The sequence below is a fragment of the Polynucleobacter sp. AP-Kolm-20A-A1 genome, from assembly GCF_018688315.1.
GTDB lineage: Bacteria > Pseudomonadota > Gammaproteobacteria > Burkholderiales > Burkholderiaceae > Polynucleobacter.
Genome location: NZ_CP061315.1, coordinates 318713 through 338591, shown reverse-complemented (window position 1 = coordinate 338591; position 19879 = coordinate 318713). Strand labels below are relative to the sequence as shown.

Annotated in this window: 22 protein-coding genes; 11 read left to right on the top strand and 11 right to left on the bottom strand. The window is 45.4% G+C overall.

From position 1 onward, the window contains the following. Window positions 1–8 precede the first annotated feature (8 nt). From C2745_RS01840 to C2745_RS01830, 3 genes are all read right to left on the bottom strand, one after another. Window positions 9–1193 (bottom strand): ABC transporter substrate-binding protein, encoded by a 1185-nt coding sequence (locus tag C2745_RS01840; RefSeq protein WP_215384650.1) that lies wholly within the window; start codon window positions 1191–1193, stop codon window positions 9–11. Between the two features lie 148 nt (window positions 1194–1341). Continuing rightward, window positions 1342–2229 carry an EamA family transporter gene (locus tag C2745_RS01835; RefSeq protein WP_215385564.1) on the bottom strand — a complete coding sequence of 296 codons (888 nt, stop codon included), beginning with the start codon at window positions 2227–2229 and terminating at the stop codon, window positions 1342–1344. Between the two features lie 19 nt (window positions 2230–2248). Then, entirely contained in the window at window positions 2249–3874 is a 1626-nt protein-coding gene (locus C2745_RS01830) for a GMC family oxidoreductase (RefSeq protein ID WP_215384649.1), read from the bottom strand. Between the two features lie 117 nt (window positions 3875–3991). On the opposite strand from C2745_RS01830, the gene C2745_RS01825 reads away from it, so the two are divergent. The 3 genes from C2745_RS01825 to yjgA are packed head-to-tail and all read left to right on the top strand — an operon-like array spanning window position 3992 to window position 5212. After that, window positions 3992–4294, top strand: coding sequence for a type II toxin-antitoxin system RelE/ParE family toxin (locus C2745_RS01825; RefSeq protein ID WP_215384648.1), 303 nt, complete (start codon window positions 3992–3994; stop codon window positions 4292–4294). Window positions 4295–4334: 40 nt separating this feature from the next. Beyond that, window positions 4335–4652: a helix-turn-helix domain-containing protein gene (locus C2745_RS01820; RefSeq protein ID WP_215384647.1), complete on the top strand. Its 318-nt coding sequence runs from the start codon at window positions 4335–4337 to the stop codon at window positions 4650–4652. Between the two features lie 32 nt (window positions 4653–4684). Next, a complete protein-coding gene (gene yjgA, locus C2745_RS01815) occupies window positions 4685–5212 on the top strand; it encodes a ribosome biogenesis factor YjgA (protein ID WP_215384646.1) in 528 nt (175 codons plus the stop codon). Between the two features lie 17 nt (window positions 5213–5229). Here the strand turns inward: yjgA and C2745_RS01810 are convergent, their stop codons facing one another. From C2745_RS01810 to pcaD, 7 genes are all read right to left on the bottom strand, one after another. Continuing rightward, window positions 5230–6294: an acyltransferase gene (locus C2745_RS01810; RefSeq protein WP_215384645.1), complete on the bottom strand. Its 1065-nt coding sequence runs from the start codon at window positions 6292–6294 to the stop codon at window positions 5230–5232. A gap of 81 nt (window positions 6295–6375) precedes the next feature. Next, window positions 6376–6960: a cytochrome c gene (locus C2745_RS01805; protein WP_251368349.1), complete on the bottom strand. Its 585-nt coding sequence runs from the start codon at window positions 6958–6960 to the stop codon at window positions 6376–6378. Between the two features lie 54 nt (window positions 6961–7014). Continuing rightward, the gene (locus C2745_RS01800) at window positions 7015–8271 is read right to left on the bottom strand and encodes a sorbosone dehydrogenase family protein (RefSeq protein WP_251368348.1); all 1257 of its coding nucleotides are present in this window, start codon (window positions 8269–8271) and stop codon (window positions 7015–7017) included. Between the two features lie 124 nt (window positions 8272–8395). Beyond that, the gene (locus C2745_RS01795) at window positions 8396–10555 is read right to left on the bottom strand and encodes a TonB-dependent receptor (protein ID WP_215384644.1); all 2160 of its coding nucleotides are present in this window, start codon (window positions 10553–10555) and stop codon (window positions 8396–8398) included. A 37-nt stretch (window positions 10556–10592) separates the two neighbouring features. After that, window positions 10593–10823, bottom strand: coding sequence for a hypothetical protein (locus C2745_RS01790; protein WP_215384643.1), 231 nt, complete (start codon window positions 10821–10823; stop codon window positions 10593–10595). Window positions 10824–10855: 32 nt separating this feature from the next. Beyond that, a complete protein-coding gene (locus C2745_RS01785) occupies window positions 10856–11434 on the bottom strand; it encodes an HdeD family acid-resistance protein (RefSeq protein WP_215384642.1) in 579 nt (192 codons plus the stop codon). Window positions 11435–11489: 55 nt separating this feature from the next. Continuing rightward, window positions 11490–12305, bottom strand: coding sequence for a 3-oxoadipate enol-lactonase (pcaD, locus tag C2745_RS01780; protein ID WP_215384641.1), 816 nt, complete (start codon window positions 12303–12305; stop codon window positions 11490–11492). 133 nt (window positions 12306–12438) lie between these two features. Here pcaD and C2745_RS01775 point away from each other — a divergent pair, with 133 nt between their 5' ends. The 7 genes from C2745_RS01775 (at window position 12439) to cobA (ending at window position 18416) form a co-directional block, all read left to right on the top strand. Continuing rightward, the gene (locus C2745_RS01775; RefSeq protein ID WP_215384640.1) at window positions 12439–13461 is read left to right on the top strand and encodes a tripartite tricarboxylate transporter substrate binding protein; all 1023 of its coding nucleotides are present in this window, start codon (window positions 12439–12441) and stop codon (window positions 13459–13461) included. 29 nt (window positions 13462–13490) lie between these two features. Beyond that, the gene (locus C2745_RS01770) at window positions 13491–14417 is read left to right on the top strand and encodes an amidohydrolase (RefSeq protein WP_215384639.1); all 927 of its coding nucleotides are present in this window, start codon (window positions 13491–13493) and stop codon (window positions 14415–14417) included. Window positions 14418–14453: 36 nt separating this feature from the next. After that, window positions 14454–14678, top strand: a complete 225-nt coding sequence (locus C2745_RS01765) for a hypothetical protein (RefSeq protein ID WP_128113177.1) — start codon at window positions 14454–14456, stop codon at window positions 14676–14678. A 15-nt stretch (window positions 14679–14693) separates the two neighbouring features. Then, window positions 14694–15065: a hypothetical protein gene (locus C2745_RS01760; RefSeq protein WP_215384638.1), complete on the top strand. Its 372-nt coding sequence runs from the start codon at window positions 14694–14696 to the stop codon at window positions 15063–15065. A gap of 200 nt (window positions 15066–15265) precedes the next feature. Continuing rightward, window positions 15266–16984 (top strand): nitrite/sulfite reductase, encoded by a 1719-nt coding sequence (locus C2745_RS01755; RefSeq protein WP_215384637.1) that lies wholly within the window; start codon window positions 15266–15268, stop codon window positions 16982–16984. Next, a complete protein-coding gene (locus tag C2745_RS01750) occupies window positions 16981–17565 on the top strand; it encodes a DUF934 domain-containing protein (RefSeq protein ID WP_215384636.1) in 585 nt (194 codons plus the stop codon). The genes C2745_RS01755 and C2745_RS01750 overlap by 4 nt, the downstream gene beginning before the upstream one ends. A 20-nt stretch (window positions 17566–17585) precedes the next feature. After that, window positions 17586–18416: a uroporphyrinogen-III C-methyltransferase gene (gene cobA / locus C2745_RS01745; protein ID WP_215384635.1), complete on the top strand. Its 831-nt coding sequence runs from the start codon at window positions 17586–17588 to the stop codon at window positions 18414–18416. Here cobA and C2745_RS01740 read toward each other — a convergent pair. Further along, window positions 18339–18701, bottom strand: a complete 363-nt coding sequence (locus C2745_RS01740) for a sirohydrochlorin chelatase (RefSeq protein ID WP_215384634.1) — start codon at window positions 18699–18701, stop codon at window positions 18339–18341. The genes cobA and C2745_RS01740 overlap by 78 nt on opposite strands. Before the next feature lie 107 nt (window positions 18702–18808). Here C2745_RS01740 and C2745_RS01735 point away from each other — a divergent pair, with 107 nt between their 5' ends. Then, window positions 18809–19837, top strand: coding sequence for a calcium:proton antiporter (locus C2745_RS01735; RefSeq protein ID WP_215384633.1), 1029 nt, complete (start codon window positions 18809–18811; stop codon window positions 19835–19837). Window positions 19838–19879: the final 42 nt, after the last annotated feature.

The window sequence follows — 19879 nt, the reverse complement described above, 5'->3', positions numbered from 1 at the left end:
GGAACTAATTACTTCTTCTTAGCTGTTGCGTCTTCAGCATTCAAGAACTCAACACGGCCGTTTTCTACAACGCCCATTACTACGTCTTTAGTCTTGATTGCTTCATGGTCAGTTTTGCTAAATGGCTTGTTGTAAGTTATCACAACGCCGTCAACTGGAGCATTCAAGTTCTCCAAAGCAGCCAAAATCTTTGGTCCTTCTGTGCTGTTAGCTTGCTTGATAGCGGCAGCCAAGAGGTATACAGAGTCGTAACCTTGAGCTGCTGATACTGGAGAAGCGATGATGCCGTTCTTTGGCTTGAAATCCTTCAGGTATGCATCTACGAAAGCTTTACGCTTTGGTGTAGTTGCAGGGTTCTGAATGAAAGTCTCTGGCATTGTTGCGCCGTTACCGTTCTTACCAGCTGTATCAATGAAGCTAGCCATAGACAATGTCCATGAACCAATCATTGGCTTCTTCCAACCCAACTTCGCCATACCGTTAGCAATTTGTGCCAACTCAGGTCCAATTGCGTAAGTCAAAATCACATCTGCACCAGCATTTTTTGCTTTGAGCAATTGTGAAGTCATATCGACGTCACCAATGTTGAACTTCTCAGTAGCTACTGGAGTTACGCCATAGCCCTTCAAAGCCTTTTCTAAGTCTTCACGACCCAACTGACCGTAGTTTGTAGAGTCAGCCAAGATAGCCACTTTCTTCAAGCCACGCTTCTCAACTGCCTCTTTAGCGATCATTGGTGCTTGAATGTTATCGGCTGCAGCGTTACGGAAAATATAGTTTTCTGGTGCGTTAGGGAATTGCTTAGTAACAATTGTGCCTGTTGCCACGTTGTTCATTACTGGAATCTTCGCATCTTGATAGAAACGTTGCGCAGCCAATGAAACACCAGTATTAATAAAGCCCAAAGTTGCAACTACTTTTTCGTTGTTGATCAACTCTTGTGCGATTTGCACACCACGCTCATTTTTTGCTTCATCGTCGCGCTCAACCAAAACGATTTTGTTGCCATTGATACCACCAGCAGCATTAATCTCTTTTGTAGCAAGACGCACACCATCACGCATACTTACGCCCATTGAGGCAGAGCCGCCAGTGAAAGGTCCTGAAACACCAAGTTTGATATCGGCAGCGTAAGCACCGGTTGCAAGCATTGCAGTAGCAGCTACTGCAAAAATGTGACGACGAATATTCATAAAGTCTCCATGACTAAAAAAATGCTAATTAAATAAATACTTTTTTATAGGTACTACAGATAACGAATAGCTATCTTACAGTCAATGCAAGGGCAAAAAAAGGGCCATCTATTAGGGTTTTACATTACCCCATAGGGGAGCAAATTCTTTAGGAAAAATGCTGTTTGAGCTTGAGCTCAATGCTTGGCCAAAATAAATTCACTACCAAGCCAGCGATCACTAACCCCGCAGCCATGATCTTCCATAGGGGCAGTGGTTCGCTTAAAAAATAAGCAGATGCCCCCATGCCAAATATAGGGACTAATAGCGGTGCGGGCGCCACCACGGCGGCAGGATGCTTGGAGAGCAACCAACCCCAAGCAGCGTAACCAAACAGGGTGTTGGCCCAGGATTGCCAAAGCACTCCGGCCCATGCCCCCACTGAAGCCGAGGCTATTGAGGAGCCCATCTGCTGCCATCCACCCTCAAAGAGGTGGGCCATGAGCACAAGTGGCGGAATTGAGAATGCACTTGCCCACACAACGTAGGCCAGCATATTGATTGCACCCGCCCGACGACTGACTGTATTGGCCACACCCCATGAAAATCCCGCAAAGACAACTAAGGCCAAACCAAGGAAGGTGGTATTTGCATCGGTGTGCAGCGCAATAATTAAAAGACCGATCATGGCCACACCCACAGCAACAGCTTGATAGAGTCGCAAACCCTCTCTGGCAAAAAACATGGCAAAGCCAATTGTGAAAAAAACTTGAGTCTGAATTACTAAGGAAGCTAAGCCTGGAGAGATGCGACCGTCAATCGCGAAATACATGATGCCGAACTGCCCTACTCCAGTTGCCAAACCATAGACGCAGAGATTGCCCCATGAAACTTTAGGTTTCGGCAAGAAAAACACCACCGGCAATAAAGCAAATAGATAACGCAAGGCAGCAAATAAAAATGGTGGGAAAGCTTCTAACGAAACCTTAATCACTACAAAGTTGGTGCCCCACACAGCTACGATAGCCAGAGCCAATAACAGATGGCTTGCCGGCATTTGCTGATGCCGAGAAGATTTATTCACCCGCAATTAATTCCGCTACGCGCTGCGCAATCATCATGGTCGGCGCCGCAGTGTTACCGGAAGTAATCGTTGGCATTGCGGATGCATCTACTACGCGCAAATGCCCAATACCTCTCACACGCAACTCAGAATCTAGAACTGCCATTGGATCGTCTGCACGACCCATCTTGCAAGTGCCGACTGGGTGAAAGATAGTTGTACCAATATCGCCTGCAGCTTTCACCAACTCTTCGTCTGATTGATATTGCACACCGGGTTTGTATTCTTCTGGTGTATATGGTGCGAGCGCAGATTGCTCAACAATATTACGAGTGAGACGCAAAGACTCTGCTGCCACTTTGCGATCCTCATCGGTCGATAAATAATTTGGGCGAATAGCTGGTGGAGCTTCTGGATCAGTCGATGTGATGTGAACGCTGCCACGAGAAGTTGGACGCAAGTTACAAACACTTGCCGTGAATGCATTAAAGGAATGTAAATCTTCGCCAAACTTTTCTAGCGACAAAGGTTGCACGTGATACTCCACGTTGGCACTCTTTTGCGCAGGTGAGCTATAGGCAAAAGCGCCCAACTGAGAAGGGGCCATTGACATTGGACCCGAGCGCTTCAATACATACTCCAAACCAATCATCATCTTGCCAAACCAAGAATTCGCTTTGGTGTTTAAAGTCTTGATGCCATTTACTTTATAGACCATGCGCAGCTGTAAGTGGTCTTGCAGGTTCTCGCCGACACCCGGTAAATCAGCAAGCACCGGAATACCCAAAGCATTTAAATGTGCAGCAGCTCCAACACCAGAGCGCTCCAAAATTTGTACGCTTCCAATAGCGCCCGCACTTAACAAAACTTCTCCGCCATGATCGATTGCGCACAAAGCTTCCTGGTTTGCACCATCCTTAATGTACTCAACGCCGTAACAATTTTTTGTCGTTGGATCAATTTTGAGTTTGCTCACTACCGCTTCGGTAATTACCGTGAGATTGCTGCGCTTGGCAGCATCTTTTAAGAAAGCCTTAGATGTATTTAATCTCCATCCTGCGCGCTGGCTGACGTCAAAGTAACCTACGCCAAAGTTATCGCCACGATTGAAGTCTTCTGATGCAGGAACGCCTGCCTGGACTGCAGCCTCTTTGAACTTATCCATGATGGGCCAACGCAGACGTTGCTTTGATACCGTCCACTCGCCACCTTTGCCGTGCCACTCGTTCGCGGCACCGTAGTAATCCTCAAAAGATTTGTAACGACGCAAAGCGTTTTTCCATGACCAAGAATCATCGCCTGTAGCTTGCACCCAAGATTCATAATCACCAGCTTGACCACGCATGTAGATCATGCCGTTAATCGATGAACAACCGCCAAGCACTCGACCGCGGGGATATAACAATGAGCGGCCGTTAAGACCTTTTTCAGCGACTGTCTTAAAACGCCAATCTGCGCGAGGATTATCAATACAGTACAGATAGCCAACTGGAATATGAATCCAAATATAGTTATCGTTTTTGCCGGCTTCAATTAACAAAACCTTTTTGGCGGGGTTCTCGGTCAAGCGCTTGGCCAACATACAGCCGGCGCTGCCCGCCCCAATAATGATGTAGTCGTAGGTATTTGCTTGAGTCATGGTCTTGGCGTTAGATGGATCTGGTCTGATCCTATTATTTACCAATACAAAAAATCAGGTATTTCTTGTCATTTTTGTTGATTTGATATAGAGTCATTATTGATCTAATATAAGATCATGAAAGTTACCTATAAACGAGCCTTTGCACAGTTTGTAAAAAAGGCCTCTAAGCCCTTGCAATTGGCAATTGAAATCAGGGTAGATGAGGTATGCAATGACCCTGGGATAGGCCAACAAAAGCAAGGTGATTTACAAGGAATGTTTGTTTATAAATTTCGCTTTAATACGCAGGAGTATTTGATGGCCTATCAATTTGACAGCTTTACGGGTGCAACGGAAATAACCTGGATTGAATTTTGCCAAATTGGGTCACATGAAAATTTTTATACGCAATTGAAAAAATCTATTCGATTCAAATGAAAAAGTTAAGCCACTTCAATTCAGAAAGTGAAGTCTAAATATGACTCAATACATGACCGCAGAGGATTTATTTGTTCACGTACAAAAAATGCCATCAAAAGAGCGCATCAAATTTTTCTCTCTAATTGCGATAAATGCTTTCCAGGAGACGAACTATACCCATGAGGAAGTATTTGGGCATCTAAGAAATGCGACTTTTTCAGCAGAAGAAGCCGCGGAGTTTTTAGAGGTGTCACTTCCCACCCTGCGAAGGCACGTTCAATCTGGCAGATTAAAACCTACATCAATTGTCGGCAGAAGCCAGTTATTCTCTAGTGCAGACCTAAAGCTCTTAAAGCAGAAAATTAGTAAAGAATAGTTGCAAGGCCAATACCCGTCTAAAATAGCCAAATGCACATTAATGAGAAGAATCGCACGCCAAAATTGGTTGAAGCCGATGAAGGCCCTAGCAAATCAGAGCTAAAGCGCCAAATGACCGAACGCCAAAAATTGGCGGAAGTCTTGGCAGCCCTGAGTAGCGATGCCCTCAAATCCATACCTTTGGATGAAGCCATTAAGACGGCTATTGCAGAGACTAACAAGATTAAGAGTTTTGAGGCCATCAGACGCCATAAACAATACCTTGGCAAACTTATGCGCTTTTTAGATGAAGAAGAGCTAGATGCCATTCAAAAAAGGTTAGATGCTATTCAGGGTGTGAGCAAAGCTGAAACAGCTAAATTGCATTTCCTAGAAAGCTATCGTGATCGCCTCATTGCCAATGATGAAGCTTTTACCAAGATGATTGAGCAATATCCGGATATGGATATTCAGAATATGCGCACCCTCATTCGCAATGCACGCAAAGAGAAAGAACAAAACAAGCCGCCTAAGGCTTATCGAGAAATCTTCCGCGTCTTAAAGGATATGGGGCTCTAGAGGATCTAGAGTAATTTCTATACCTTAAGCTTCATCGATGGCAGCTCAATCCATCGGTACAGATAGTTGGAAGCAATCGTACTGCATACCACCACTGACAGCATCATCAATAAAGCCAATGCACCACTTTCATGTTGGTGCAAGTCGCTTGCGATATACACCGTGTTCGCAAGCAAGATAAAAGCAAAGTGAATTAAGAAGGCGCAGTAAGAGCGCTTGCTGCCCCAAGAGATTGCCTTGAGAAATAATGCTTTATCTCGCAATTGAGATGGATAGGAAGTACTACCCCATAATAACAAGACAATGGCTACAAACCAGGCTAAGAAATTGCGTAGCCAAACTTCTTGAAAAGAAGAAATCACAATCACCATGCCAATTAGCACAAGACTAATTTTGGCCAAGCGATTGACGCCTTGATTCTGAAACTCTTTAGCTAAATAAGCTAGAACGCCTAATCCATAAGAGCCGATAAAGTAAACGAAATAGGCTTCATAGCTAGCCGAGCGATTAAAGATTAATAGCGAAGCAACCGCCAGAATACTGATCACCCAGATCACTGCCTGATAGGAAGAGAAAGTAATCAGCAAGATAGCGAGCACTGAATACAGCTGCCAATCAATTGCGATATACCAAGCGCCGGCAGAAATTGAATCTAAACCCAAGATGCCTTGGATAAAAAAGAGGTGCGCTAAAAATTGGGATAGTGTTTCGGATTCGCCAACGAATTCATCATTTACCCAAAAGCGTGCAATATAGGCACAAAGTATCGTAAAGGCTAGTGCCGCAGCATAAGGCGCAAATAGTCGCAGATAACGATTGAGGATGATTTTGAGTAGACGATGCGCACTAAATTTATTCTCTGCATATCGACTTAAGGATTGTGCAGCTAAATAACCCGCCATCACCAAGAAGATCTGAACCGCATACCGGCCATACTCAAAAAGCCAGGTCATGACACCAGGTAATACAGAGCGAGCATCTTCAGCAATTTGGCCATAGCTCGACAAATGATGAAGAATGATTAAAAGGGCTGCGAAGACCTTTAAGAAATCAATGAATAAAAAATGGTTTTTTGCTTGCAATGAAATAATCTACTTATAGGCGACGCATCAATATTTACCTTAAGACTCTGGGTAAAGTAGTTTGATAAGCTGATAAAAATCTTATTTTAATTGGGATAAGTACTGGGCGATAGCCCTAAGATCATCATCATTCATGCCATACAAAGAGGCCGCCATGATGGTATCGCGCCCAGTTGCTTGATTATTTCGGAACTGGCGCATGGTGTGTAACAAGTAATCTTCTCGCTGCCCAGCTAATCTCGGCATTTGCTCCCGACCCACATAATCAGGCAAGTGACATGTTCCACAGAGTGCCTGCTTAGAAAGTACTTGGCCTCGCTCATAAAGAGCATCGTCACGCTGCCCTGGTACAGGCTTAAGCGTTTGAGCAGAATAAAACTTCGCCAACGCAATAATCTGAGGATCGGTCAAACCATCTAGCTGACCCTTCATCGCAGGAATGTCTCGAATGCCCTCTCGAATCATGATGAGGTTATTTTCAAGAAAGACTTTTGGTTGACCTGCTAATGACGGCACACCCGACATAGTCGAATTACCATCAGCGCCATGACAAGCAGCGCAAACCGCTAATTTAGCGCTTACATTTTGAGCATAAGAAAGCGGCGTACCGGTGGAGAGATAAAGCCCCGAAAGTAACGCCGCTATTTTTAGCAATTTAATTAACACTAGTACTTTTATACCAATACTGTTTTTGTTTTATTTCTTGCCTTATTTCTTGCCTTATTTCTTATACGTAATTCTGTAGATTGCACCTAACTGTTCATCGCTAAGCAACAAAGAGCCGTCAGGCAACTGTATAAAGAATGTAGGACGACCCCAGAACGATTGATCTGCTGGATTCATAAAGCCAGTAATGAAAGGTGTGATCTTGGCGTTCTTACCATCAGCATCGGCTTTTACAGTAACAACGTCGTAGCCTGATTTGACATTACGATTCCAAGAGCCCTTGCGTGCAATGAAAGCCACGTTTTTATATTCTGGCGGGAACATATTGCCTGTGTAGAACTTAATGCCCATTGCCGCAGCATGAGCACCCAACAACGCTACCGGCTTAGTTACACCTTCGCAGGCATTTGGCTTGATGATTTTGTCATCTGGCAAGTCGCCTTGATGGCAATAAGGGAAGCCAAAGTTTTCACCTTTGCTAGTGAGGATATTGAGCGTGTCGTTTGGTTTATCGTCGCCCATCCAATCGCGCCCATGGTTTGTGAACCAGAGTTGTTTGGTGATCGGATGCCAATCAAAGCCCTGGGTATTACGTACTCCAGTAGCGAGCACCTCCATACCGGATCCATCTGGGTTATAACGACGAATCTGCGCATACTCGGGAGTTGGCAACTCACAGATATTGCAAGGCGCTCCAAATGGAACATATAGCTTGCCGTCTGGGCCAAAGGCCAAGTACTTCCAGTTATGGTGCTGCTCTGGTGGCAAGTTGAACTTCGAAGTTAAATCAACTGCAGCAACATTTGGATTCTTGCTGATGCCGTCGTAGCGCAACACTTTGTCAATCGCCATCACATAGAGCGATCCATTTTTATAAGCAACACCAGATGGCTGCACCAATTTATCAACCACTATGCGGCTAGTGCGCTCTTTGCCGTTATTGCTGACTTCATAAACGCGACCAATGCCACGTGTTCCAACATAAATTTTTCCGTTGTCACCCATCGCCATTTCACGAGCGCCAGGAATGCCCGCTGCATAAACCTCAATCTTGAAACCTGGGGGCATCTTTAAGGTGTTAAGTGGAATCTCGTTTGCTGGTGTAGCAGTCATCTTGCCAGCCATAGGGGCTAACTTAGAACTAGACATATCTGCGCCCATACCCTGCTTCCAAGCTGGAGCAGGCTGCGCAGCACCCGCAGCAGTATTGGTGCCGGTAGAGCAACCCTGTAGACCAATCACTGAGGTTGCCAATAAAGCAGCTGCCAATGGGATGAACTTATTCATCGCCGGCTTATTCATTGCTTTCATTTATAAATCTCCCAAATTTTTTAATATTTATTCTGACTTCAGCGCCTATTTAATCACTCTTTTGCAAAGGGGGCTACCCATACCCCCTAGGGTAATGCCCTATGTTTGCTATATGTTTAATTGCCTAGAAGGTAAGGCGCGCACCAACAGTGAACGCCTGGGGCATGCCGGCCTGATATGCCGTAGCCTGGGAGGCAATATTGAAGGTGACATATTGGCGGTTCAGTAAGTTCACAACGGAAGCAAATACTGTGGCTTGAGGTGTTACCTGGTAATTCGCTTTCAGACCTACCACCGCATAAGCGGGGACCGGAAGAGTGCCTGTTGACATCCACGAATTGCCGACATAACGAACAGTGGTCGTCAGGCTTGCCTCAGGAACTGGGAAGTAGGTGACGCCCGCATTAGCCATATTCATCGGAACGCCGCCAACCTGAGCATTAATTGGGTCGGTGGTAGCGGTCCATGTCAACACTGTTCTAGTGTAGGTATAGCCACCATCTACAGCCCAATGACTATTTAAATCATGGTGATATTGCAGTTCAAGACCGCGACTTTGTAAATTCTGCTGATTGGTGTAGTAACTCACATTGGTATAGCCAGGGGTCGTACTGTTTTGAGAGCACCCAGAAAGTCCCGATGAACTACACAGTCCATTTGCAAACGCCCAATTAGCGCTGGTGATTTTGTAACTAGCGATGGCATTCTGAATGTAATTATTAAAAGCAGTGAGCTGCGCAAAACCACCCTTCCATCGGTAGTCGGTTCCGACCTCATAGCCCGTCATAGTTTCAGGTGTTAAGTTCGGGTTTGCTAGGGAGTAGCCGCTAACAGAGTTACCGTAACTGCGTAATGTGTTGTTCATACTAGGTGCATGAAACGCTTGATAGGCAGCGCTACGCAAATCCCAATTTTGTGTTGCCTTATATAGCAAGCCTAATGTTGGGCTTGCTTGAGTTTTACTTTGATTTGGTATGCCTTGATAAACCGGGTTGACACCATTGGCGCCGGCGTTATACGAAGTTGGTGTTTGACTATTCCACACATCAACACGCGCACCTAATGTAGCCTCCAGTGGAATCGCGCTGGCCTTTGATTTAATTTGACCCAGCAGGCCATAAAAATTTTGTTGACCTTGCGCATAGCTTACGGAGCTAACGGCACCAACAGGGCTGAGATTATTCGTTTGATTGGATGCAGAAATGTTTCTGGCATCCACCCCAATAATGTACTGGTCAATTCCGGCAGCTTTCAAATCATGTGTGTACTGTGCCGATGCACCAAGTGTTGAATATGGGTCTGTGTAATTGGCGTTGATGTAAGGCTTGTAAGGTACGGTGGATAAGTTATTGGCAGTTTGTTTATAAAAGTTCGTGTTCTGATAATAGATATTCATCTGAACTTTTTTATTAACATCCAGATTGGTTGTGGAGCCGCCTGCTACATCTGCAGTCTGTATCAAGTTGGGGGCAATGGCATAGTTATTACTCTGATCTGCCATGGTGCTGTAGCCCATCCTGAGAAAGGCATTGGTATCTTGCGTTGGCTTAAAGTAATTTTGCAAACGGACATTGGAATTCTTGGCTGCATCGGTACCCATGCCATTTTTAATATTGCTTGGCGACCCTGGCGAGATCGTTGCGTAGTTTTGAAACCCTTCGCTTGAAAAGTAATCCGCAGAAAACCGCATTTGCACCGCATCGGAAACAATCAAGTCTTTAGAGGCGGCCACATTGCCTGTGCCAAATGAACCCATACTTGCCGATACATCTTGAGAACTGTTTTTAGGGTTTTTGGTATTGATATTAATTACACCGCCCATGCCATAGTTGCCGTACAAGCTAGAAACCCCGCCGCGCACAAACTCCACAGACTCAATCGAAGACATGGGTACTAAATTCCACTGCACCGTTCCATAAAAAGCATCATTGGCTGGGAGTCCATCGATCAATACTAGAGTTCTGCCATAGCCCAAGCCGCGCACATTGATGCTTTGCCCTGTTGGATCCTTCTGGTAATAAGGTACATCGTTTAAGAAGACGCCCGGCACGTTCTTCAACACTTGATCAATGGTTTGATCAGGCGAAGACTCCAGCACTTCCTTGGTCAAGATGGTGGTGTTCAAAGACATTTCGTCCAGAGGCGTTCCTGAACGAGTTGCATTAACAACCATGTCGCCTAACTTTTGATCGTAATCTGGGGGTGGCGCAATTTGCGCCCATGACACTGCTGCTTGAGAAATAAAGCCGAGAATAAAAACACAATCCTTCGGCTTCAATCTCATGCTCATATATTCAAAAAAGAAATAAATCGAATCGATACTACTTAGTCTTGGCTGGCTTAGCGGTCTTAGCTGGCTTGGCAGGCTTAACAGGCTTCGCCTTGGTTTTGCCCATCAAAGATGCGAGCAAAGGATTTGACTCTGCCAACTCTTTTTTGGATTTTGCTTTTTCTTCAGCAGTTCCAAGCTTGGGTGCCTTAGCTGCATTCTTCATGCGCTGAGCAGTAGCTAAGGCCAAATTCTTGTACAGATCGGTTTTTTTCATTGCCATAAGAATGCGCCTTAGATCCCTGTTTTACTAATTTACTTCGTGAGTGAGCGTGCTGCTAAGCCCATAAAGAATAATGACCAACCTTGCAAAAGCAATTCAACGGCAATCAACAGGCCTGGCAACCATAAGCTGGCAGCCGGGAAGTTGTTCATGATGAGCACGCCCATCAAAATCGAGATTGCAGCAGATAAAGCCAACCAGAACCACTCAGCAAAATGGCGATGCTGAAATGCAGCAACCAAACGTAAGAAGCCGGTAATAAAGAAAATGGCGGCAAGCCACAAAGTAATCGCTTCAAGCGCTGGAATTGGGAAAGCCCAAACATAAATTGCTACAGCGATATACATCACAGCAAAAATCATTTGCACGCTAACACTTTTCCAACCTGCAGATTTAAATGCATGGATCGCCTGAAGCAAGCCACCAGCAAACAGGAAGATTCCCAAAACATTTACCGATACCAAAGAAAACAATACCTGACCCGCCACTCCAATCATGCCCAATACGATGAACAAAATACCAAGTCCAATCAGTGCTCCAGGAACTTTGGCGGCCGCACCTAAAACAGCAGTGCGAATCTCTTTAACTTGTGCAGCATCTAATTGCGTCATGAACTTGCTTTCTAAAAGTAATGCAGTGAAATACGAAAATGGTGTTTCTGATGTTTTATAAAGTGCTATCTACAGAATCAATGAATTCTCGCACTATTTTGTTAAATCCTGCGGGTTGCTCAATATTAGACAAATGGGCGGCATCCTCCAAGATAACCATCTTGGATCCATCAACCAAACGATGAATAACAGTGCCCTGCTCTACTGTGCAAGCCGGGTCTTTGCGGCCAGAGAGAACGAGGGTCGGTGTTTTAATCTTGAGCAACATCGTGCTTTGGGCCATATCACGTACAGCGCTGCCACAACCAATGTAGCCGTCTACGTTTGTACCCAAAATCATTTGACGTACTTTTTCAATATCGCCTGGAGCACGCTCAATAAAAGGAGCGGTAAACCAACGCTGAATTGTTCCATCCACTAAACCTGCAATACCTTTAGTGCGAGCAGTTTCAAAACGGTCTTCCCACAAACTACGTGGCGGCATTTCAGATGCGGTATTGCAAAGTGAGAGGGAGTACACACGCTCAGGATAGCGGGCGCCCAATTGCTGGCCAATCATGCCGCCAATCGACAAGCCCATGAAATGCGCTTTATCGATTTTTAATGCGTCTAATAGTCCGACTGCATCGTCAGCCAATTGCGCAATACTGTAAGGCCCAGGAGTTACTCCAGATTTGCCATGACCTCTCTTGTCATAACGCAATACACGATACCGATCAGCAAAAGCAGGCACATTCCAATCCCACATGCTGCCGTTGGCCATTAAGCTGTTTGCCACCAATAAGACGCGCCCATCTTGAGGGCCATCAAAACGGTAGGCAATCTCAACCCCGTTTACTTGCGCTATTTGCGTGTCTTGCATTTGAGTCATTTTTAAGTCTCCCTATTGAGCACCCTTAGTGAACACCCTTAATGGGGCCCCTTAACTAGCGCTTCTTTATTTATTGATTTCCCAGAGCGTGTTAGATTATCCAACGAAACTATAAAAATACTAAGGAGACAAAATGTTCACCTCTTATACCCAGGGCCTACGCAGCCTTTCAGCATCTACACTTGGTCAGTTTGGGAGAATCACCCTCTTGGCGAGCCTGGCAATTGGAGTCATTGGGGCTAATCTAGCGCACGCCCAAAACTACCCCAACCGTACTGTCAAAATGGTTGTTCCTTTGACCACTGGCTCAGGCGCTGATATTGCTGGCCGCGTGGTTGCTAAGAGTCTTTCAGAAAGCTGGAAGCAGTCAGTCATTATTGAAAACCGTCCTGGTGCTGGCGGACTTATCGGGACAGGTGTGGTGGTGAGCTCCGAACCTGACGGTTATACCTTGTTGGTACAGTCAGCATCGTATGCAGCCAATCCAGCGATCTATAAAAAATTACCGTACGACCCATTAAAGAGTTTGGTTGATGTAGCAATTTTGGGGCAAACACCTTATGTCATGGTGACTGCTGCAGATGGCCCCTATCAGACAATCCGCGACTTAGTGATTGCCGCCAAATCCAAGCCCGGTGAAATTACCTTTGCTTCTGCTGGGGTTGGTAGCTCAACCCATCTAGCAGCTGAGTACTTTAATCAAGTGATGGGCATCAAACTGATTCATGTTCCTTATAAAGGATCTCCAGAAGCAATTCAGGACACCATGTCTGGTCGTACCGCGTTTTATATGGCACCGCTCGATACTGCGATTGGTCAACTTAAAGGCGGCAAGTTACGCGCGCTTGGCGTTACCAGCAAAACACGTAATGCTGCTATTCCGGATATTGCAAGCGTAGCGGAGCAAGGCTACCCTAATTTTGAAATTGGATTGTGGTTTGGCGTATGGGCACCTGCAGGCACACCGAATGCCATCGTGAAGAAGATCAACACCGACATCAATCAGGCAATGCAAGATCCTGAAGTAAAAACTGCTTATGAAACCAAAGGGATCAAAGCAACCCCGATGAGCCCTGCTGAATTTAGTAAGTTCGTTCGCGAAGAAATGGCTAAGTATCAAAAGATTGCCAAAGAAGCGAATATTGAACCTCAATAAACAACATTAATTATTTTGAAGCAATCATCTTGAATCAAGCTCTTTGGGCACCGTTGTGCCAAGCCCCAGATCCAGAAATCAGATCCCCAAAAATTGCATTTCCGGCCGGGGCGGTTGATTGCCATGCACACGTCTGCGGACCTGCAAGCACATTCCCATACGCGCAAGAGCGCATCTATACACCGCCGGATGCTACGGTAGAAAGCTACCAAGCCTTACTGAAGATGTTGGGCATTGATCGTGCAGTATTAGTGCAACCCAGTGTGTATGGCACCGATAATCGCGCCATGCTCGCAGCACTCAAAGCAAATCCAAATTCATTTCGTGGTGTTGCAGTCATACCAAATAGCATTAGTGAAATTAACGATGCAGAATTAGAGCAACTCCATCAAACTGGTGTTCGCGGTATTCGCTGCAATATTGTGGATGTAGCGGATAAGTCTGCTGGATTACCAATCCAACAACTCAAAAATTTAGCCGACAGAATTAAACCTTTTGGCTGGCATCTAGAATTATTGATGCACGTAAATGAGTATCCTGATTTAGCTAAGGTCTTTGAAAACTTTCCAGTCGATTTAGTATTTGGTCATTTTGGTTATAGCCATGCTAATAACGGAATCCATAACAAAGGCTTTCAGGGGCTACTAGAACTACTCAAAAATCAGCGGGCCTGGGTCAAAATGACAGGCCCCTACCGCATTTGCGATGGCAATCTTCCTTATATCGATATGCGCCCCCTCAATGACGCTGTGATTGAAGCAAACCCGCAAAGACTGGTTTGGGGCACTGATTGGCCGCACGTGATGGTCAAGAAGCAAATGCCCCACGATGCTGAACTGTGCGATCTTTTGGGTGAATGGGCGGGTGATCCCGTACTTAAAAAATCCATCCTGGTCGATAACCCCTGTATTCTGTATGACTTTCCGGCCTACAGCACCCATGCTGACGCCACTTGAACAGTAAACCGCATTTAGCAATAAGGAACAAACTAAATGGATACCACCCTTACCGTGATTCTTGGCATCGTCGCCATGCTTCTACCGCTTGTAGTGGGCCGCCTTGTGTGGAAACGTTTTGACCAATGGTTTGGCCGCAACGATGAAGCCTATATGGATAGTCTGGAATACTTTCTGAAAAAGATTGGCTTTACCGTGCTCGTCGCTTTTGTATTGCTATGGCTCGGTATCAGCCTAGTGTTTAACGGTAACGGCGCTTAAGTAAGTCAGCCCAATATGAATGATCAACTCAAAACAATTCTGCTTAAGGCAAAGCTAAACTTTGCCATCTTGGCGCTGATTCTGATTATTGCAGTACTGGGTAAGTTCATTAATCCAGAATTTACGAACACTGTGTTTGTAACCGCAGATCAACTGGTCTCTGATCTCTATATTGTGTTCATTGCGATTACTTTGGGTGCATTTATTCCTAACTTCAAACTGGTAGCGTTTGGATCTATTGCCGCCTTTGTTGCGGCTGTAGCGCTCGTCCACTTTGGTGTCTTTAGCTATCTCACGGTTGATTACCTATTTGCGGTACTCATTGTGATTCTGGGATTCGCCTCTATTGCCAACCTCTACAGGCACTATCGGGAATTTGGTCTCTAAGCAAACCTTCAACAAACCAAAACTGGCTGCAAGTAGCAAGCAATAAAAACTTGAAAATACTCAGTAAAGCCCCATAGATTGGGGCTTTACTACTTTCAGAGGCAACCTTTGCCGAATTTAGCTCTATATATCTATAAGTTATATAGGGTGGATATTTTAGTATTTTGAAGAATAATGAAAAGCCTGCACAATCGTGGCCTATGTATAGATATGACCACATTGACCAAACCCTTGTAGATCAACGAGTTGCGCAATTTCAGGATCAAGTAGCACGGCGCCTCAATGGCACCCTAGCCGAGGAAGAATTCCGTCCACTGCGTTTGCAAAATGGCCTCTACCATCAACGCCATGCTTATATGCTGCGCGTAGCTATTCCATATGGCCTGTTTAATTCCAAACAGCTTAGAGCCTTAGCGTATATCTCTGAAAAATATGACCGTGGTTATGGTCACTTCACTACACGCCAAAACATTCAATACAACTGGGTAACACTAGAAGACACACCAGATATTTTGGCTGACTTAGCTAAAGTAGAAATGCATGCCATCCAAACCTCAGGCAACTGCATTCGCAATATTACGAGCGATGCGTTTGCTGGTGTTGCTGGTGATGAATATGTTGATACTCGCCCAATTTGCGAACTTCTGCGTCAGTGGTCAACGCTACATCCTGAATTCGCACACTTGCCGCGTAAATTTAAGTTTGCTGTCAACGGTGCCAAAGAAGATCGCACAGTATTACTCTGCCACGATGTTGGCATCGAGCTTAAAAAGAATGCACAGGGTAAACTCATAGCTGATATCTATGCTGGCGGTGGCATGGGTCGTACCCCAATATTGGGATCACTCATTAAGCAAGATCTCCCATGGCAGTTATTGCCCGGTTATCTAACAGCCCTATTGCGTGTGTATAACCGCTTCGGCCGCAGAGACAACCTCTACAAGGCCCGCATCAAGATCTTAGTGAAAGCACTCAGCCCTGAGGAGTTTGCTCGCCAAGTTGAAGGTGAATGGCTTTACAACAAAGATGGTGACGATAATTTCACTCAAGCAGAATGGGATCGTGTTGCAAAACACTTTACTAAGCCTGCTTACAAGAGCTTGCCAGCCTTAACAATCGAACAAATTACTAACCAAGCAAGTGATACAGAAAAATCAGCATTTGCAAGATGGTTAGAACGCAATGTCAAACCACATCAAGTGCCTGGCTATGCCAGCGTGATTTTGTCACTCAAGCCACACGGCACTGTTGCGCCCGGTGATGCTACTACTGCGCAAATGAATGCCATTGCCGACTTAGCCGATCAATATAGTTTTGGTGAGTTGCGCGCTACCCATGAACAAAACTTGGTTCTGGCAGATGTTGAGCAAGCCAAACTTTATGAGCTCTGGCAAGAAGCAAAAAAGCAAAAAGTGGCATTGCCTAATGTGGGTTTGCTAACTGACATCATTGCCTGCCCAGGTGGTGACTTTTGCTCTTTAGCTAATGCTAAGTCTCTACCAATTGCTAAGGCGATTCAAGAACGTTTTGATGACTTAGATTATTTATTTGATCTTGGCGACATCAGCCTTAACATCTCAGGTTGCATTAATTCCTGCGGTCACCACCACGTTGGCAATATCGGTGTTTTAGGGGTCGATAAAGACGGTGAAGAGTGGTATCAAATCACCTTAGGTGGCGAGCAAGGCAATAACGCTGCTATTGGCAAAGTTATTGGGCCTTCTTTCTATGCCGATGAGATCCCTGATGTGATTACCAACATCATTAATACCTACGTTAAAGAGCGCACTGAGGATGAATCCTTTATTGCTAGCTATCGCCGCCTTGGAGTAATCCCTTTCAAAGAAGCGGCTTATAAAAATAAGAAAGAGCACGCCAAGAAAAGTAATGCAGTTGAAGCAACTGGAGATGCATCATGAGTCAGGCGCAGAGCAATAGCAATACTATCGCTGCGCACGAACAGATTTTGCGCTTTCCAAAAGGGCAAAAACCAAGCTTTGGCCCAAATGAATGGCTTATCTGGAGCGGCAGCCAAGATGAAGGCGGCTTACCCGACCTAAAGCATGGCAAGAGCAAGGTTTTGGTGCCATTTGCTTGGTGGGTTCAACATCACTATGAAATAGATGTACAAGCAAAGACTAAATCTGGTCACATTGGCGTGTGGTTTGCAGCGGATGATGACATCCTTAAGCATGCAGATGTGATTGAGCAAGGTAAGAGCATCTGGCCTTTAGTGGCCGCACACTTCCCAATCTTCAGGGATGGTAGAAGCTTCAGCACTGCAGCGCTACTGAGAGATCGTTTCCAATGGACTGGCGAGATTCGCGCTATTGGCGATGTGCTCATTGATCAACTATTGCAGGGTGCTCGTGTCGGTTTTGATAGTTTTGCATTGCGTCCTGATCAAGACTTAGATGTTGCACTTAGACAGTTTGATTTGTTCTCAGTAACAACTCAGAACAGTTGGCGTGGCAAGAGAAGCTTGCTAGCTACCATCTAAAGATAAAAAAATTCATCATCATGAAAAGTAATTTCTCAAATCTCGGTAAAGTCTATTTAGTTGGCGCTGGCCCTGGCGCGGTCGATCTCATTACTGTGCGTGGCGCTAAGTTGCTAGCGCAGGCTGATATTGTTTTTCATGATGCTTTGGTTGATCCAGAGATGTTGTCCCTCTGTACACAAGCTGAGCTGATTGCAGTGGGTAAGCGTTGTGGAAAACTCTCTTCTGCTCAACATTTCATTAATAAGCGCTTAGTGGACGCCGCTCAAAAACATAAAGTCATTGTGCGCCTCAAGGGCGGCGACCCCATGCTCTTTGGTAGGGCTGATGAAGAAATACAATCCCTTAAGGCGGTAGGTATTCCAGTTGAAGTAGTGCCAGGTATCACCGCAGCTTTAGCAGGTGCAGCTAGCATTCAACAATCACTGACACTACGCGGCACCTCTAGAAGTGTGGCTTTTGTAACATTAGCGCAAGGAACCGAGAACACCCAAAGTGCGGTTCCTGGTCAACCTATTACCAATCCAAGCGCAGATACTTTGGTGTACTACATGGGTCGCAAGGATGCTGTAAAGATTGCGAAGCAGTTAATTAAGCAAAGCCCTAACCAAACAGGCAACACTCCGGTGCATATACTAGAGGCGGTGAGCACTTCGCGCGAACGTTTATGGAGTAGCACGCTTGGCGAATTAGCCCAGGGCAAAGCAGATACTTGGTTTGATAGCAGCTCCCCAGCACTCATCATGGTGGGCGCAGCCTTTACTACTCAAAACTTAGAGCGCTCTAGCTCCGAAATCCACAATAGACTGCAAGACAGCCAAGTCCTCGCCAACGGCAGGCGTAGCGCTTAAGGCAATCTGAGGATACTTTTCCCGACATGCAGCAAGCAACACTGGAAAGTCATTACGCAAGTGGCCACCTTGGCCAAAAAATACAGGAATAACCGTAATTTGAGTAGCGCCCCGAGAAGCCAGAGAGGCAAAGGCTTCATCGAGCGTAGGCTGCATCATCTCCAAGAACGCCAACTCTACCGGGGTCGAGCTATGCTGCTCACGCCATAGACCGGTAAGTCGATCAAAGGGCTCACGCCAACGCACATCGCGGGCACCGTGGCCAAAAAGAATGATTGCTTTCATAAATACCTATAAACTCCAATACGAACTCTCATAATCAATAAATCTACGTTAATAGCTTAACCGTAATTTAATAAAAGTGTATCTGCATCAATAAATAAGGACCACCAATGGAGCTACTACATTCCCTAGCCAGTCAAACTTGGTTCATCATCCTGATGGCGGTAATGTTGATTGGAGGCGTACTCTCAGCAGTCCACCACGCCGAGGTCATTGCCCATAAAACAGGTGAGCCATTTGGTACCCTCGTACTATCGATTAGCGTGACCATTATTGAAGTGTCTTTGATTATTTCCATGATGCTTACAGGCCATGAAGGCTCTGAGTTTATTGCGAGAGATGCTGTTTTTGCCACCGTGATGATTGTCATTAACGGCGTAATTGGTATGTGTATTTTTGTGGGCGGCCTCAAACAATATGAAATGTCTTTTCGTAATGAAGGTGCTAATTCTGCCCTGGCAGTGCTGACCGCCTTAGCTACATTTATTTTGGTCATGCCCATTGTCACTGTTAGCACGCCTGGCCCTGATTTTACAAAGAGTCAGCTTGCATTTGCCGGCATTGCCTCCTTTGCACTTTATGCCGCTTTTTTATTCTTCCAGACAGTTAGCCATCGCGACTATTACCTACCCAAGACAAATGAAAAGAAAACAGACGTTAATTTTCACGCACAAAAACCAAGTAATCTAAAGACTGCTATTAGCGCTACATTACTCATTTTGTCACTGATTGTGGTTGTGGGGCTTGCAGAACTATTAAGCCCGGCTATTGAATCTGGCGTGAAATCCGCCGGAGCCCCAAAAACTATTGTAGGTATTGCGATTGCCCTATTAGTTCTTATGCCAGAAAGCTTTGCCGCAGTTAGGGCAGCAAGAGCAAAACGCTTACAAAGCAGTCTGAATTTAGCGCTGGGATCTGCATTAGCTAGTATTGGCTTAACGATTCCTACGGTAGCAGCGATCGCAATTTTCTTTAATCTACCCCTTAGCCTTGGCATCAGCTCGCTTAATCTTACATTAATGTATTTGTCATTCTTTATTGGGGCGCTGACACTGGCCATCGGCAGAACAACCATACTGCAAGGCGTTGTGCACCTCATCATATTTTTTGAGTATTTGTTCTTGAGCTTGGTGCCCTAAGATTAAACTTGACGATATGGAGCATTGCCACTTTACCGCCAC

What these genes read in the sequence shown, in the direction of transcription:
- C2745_RS01760 (WP_215384638.1), top strand. Translation starts at nt 14,694, where the DNA reads ATGAATGATCAACTCAAAACAATTCTGCTTAAGGCAAAGCTAAACTTT.
- C2745_RS01790 (WP_215384643.1), bottom strand. Translation starts at nt 10,823, where the DNA reads ATGGCAATGAAAAAAACCGATCTGTACAAGAATTTGGCCTTAGCTACT.
- C2745_RS01825 (WP_215384648.1), top strand. Translation starts at nt 3,992, where the DNA reads ATGAAAGTTACCTATAAACGAGCCTTTGCACAGTTTGTAAAAAAGGCC.
- C2745_RS01785 (WP_215384642.1), bottom strand. Translation starts at nt 11,434, where the DNA reads ATGACGCAATTAGATGCTGCACAAGTTAAAGAGATTCGCACTGCTGTT.
- C2745_RS01735 (WP_215384633.1), top strand. Translation starts at nt 18,809, where the DNA reads ATGGAGCTACTACATTCCCTAGCCAGTCAAACTTGGTTCATCATCCTG.
- cobA (WP_215384635.1), top strand. Translation starts at nt 17,586, where the DNA reads ATGAAAAGTAATTTCTCAAATCTCGGTAAAGTCTATTTAGTTGGCGCT.
- C2745_RS01755 (WP_215384637.1), top strand. Translation starts at nt 15,266, where the DNA reads ATGTATAGATATGACCACATTGACCAAACCCTTGTAGATCAACGAGTT.
- C2745_RS01820 (WP_215384647.1), top strand. Translation starts at nt 4,335, where the DNA reads ATGACTCAATACATGACCGCAGAGGATTTATTTGTTCACGTACAAAAA.
- C2745_RS01795 (WP_215384644.1), bottom strand. Translation starts at nt 10,555, where the DNA reads ATGAGATTGAAGCCGAAGGATTGTGTTTTTATTCTCGGCTTTATTTCT.
- C2745_RS01740 (WP_215384634.1), bottom strand. Translation starts at nt 18,701, where the DNA reads ATGAAAGCAATCATTCTTTTTGGCCACGGTGCCCGCGATGTGCGTTGG.
- C2745_RS01830 (WP_215384649.1), bottom strand. Translation starts at nt 3,874, where the DNA reads ATGACTCAAGCAAATACCTACGACTACATCATTATTGGGGCGGGCAGC.
- C2745_RS01835 (WP_215385564.1), bottom strand. Translation starts at nt 2,229, where the DNA reads ATGCCGGCAAGCCATCTGTTATTGGCTCTGGCTATCGTAGCTGTGTGG.
- C2745_RS01775 (WP_215384640.1), top strand. Translation starts at nt 12,439, where the DNA reads ATGTTCACCTCTTATACCCAGGGCCTACGCAGCCTTTCAGCATCTACA.
- C2745_RS01800 (WP_251368348.1), bottom strand. Translation starts at nt 8,271, where the DNA reads ATGAAAGCAATGAATAAGCCGGCGATGAATAAGTTCATCCCATTGGCA.
- C2745_RS01750 (WP_215384636.1), top strand. Translation starts at nt 16,981, where the DNA reads ATGAGTCAGGCGCAGAGCAATAGCAATACTATCGCTGCGCACGAACAG.
- C2745_RS01765 (WP_128113177.1), top strand. Translation starts at nt 14,454, where the DNA reads ATGGATACCACCCTTACCGTGATTCTTGGCATCGTCGCCATGCTTCTA.
- C2745_RS01840 (WP_215384650.1), bottom strand. Translation starts at nt 1,193, where the DNA reads ATGAATATTCGTCGTCACATTTTTGCAGTAGCTGCTACTGCAATGCTT.
- yjgA (WP_215384646.1), top strand. Translation starts at nt 4,685, where the DNA reads ATGCACATTAATGAGAAGAATCGCACGCCAAAATTGGTTGAAGCCGAT.
- pcaD (WP_215384641.1), bottom strand. Translation starts at nt 12,305, where the DNA reads ATGACTCAAATGCAAGACACGCAAATAGCGCAAGTAAACGGGGTTGAG.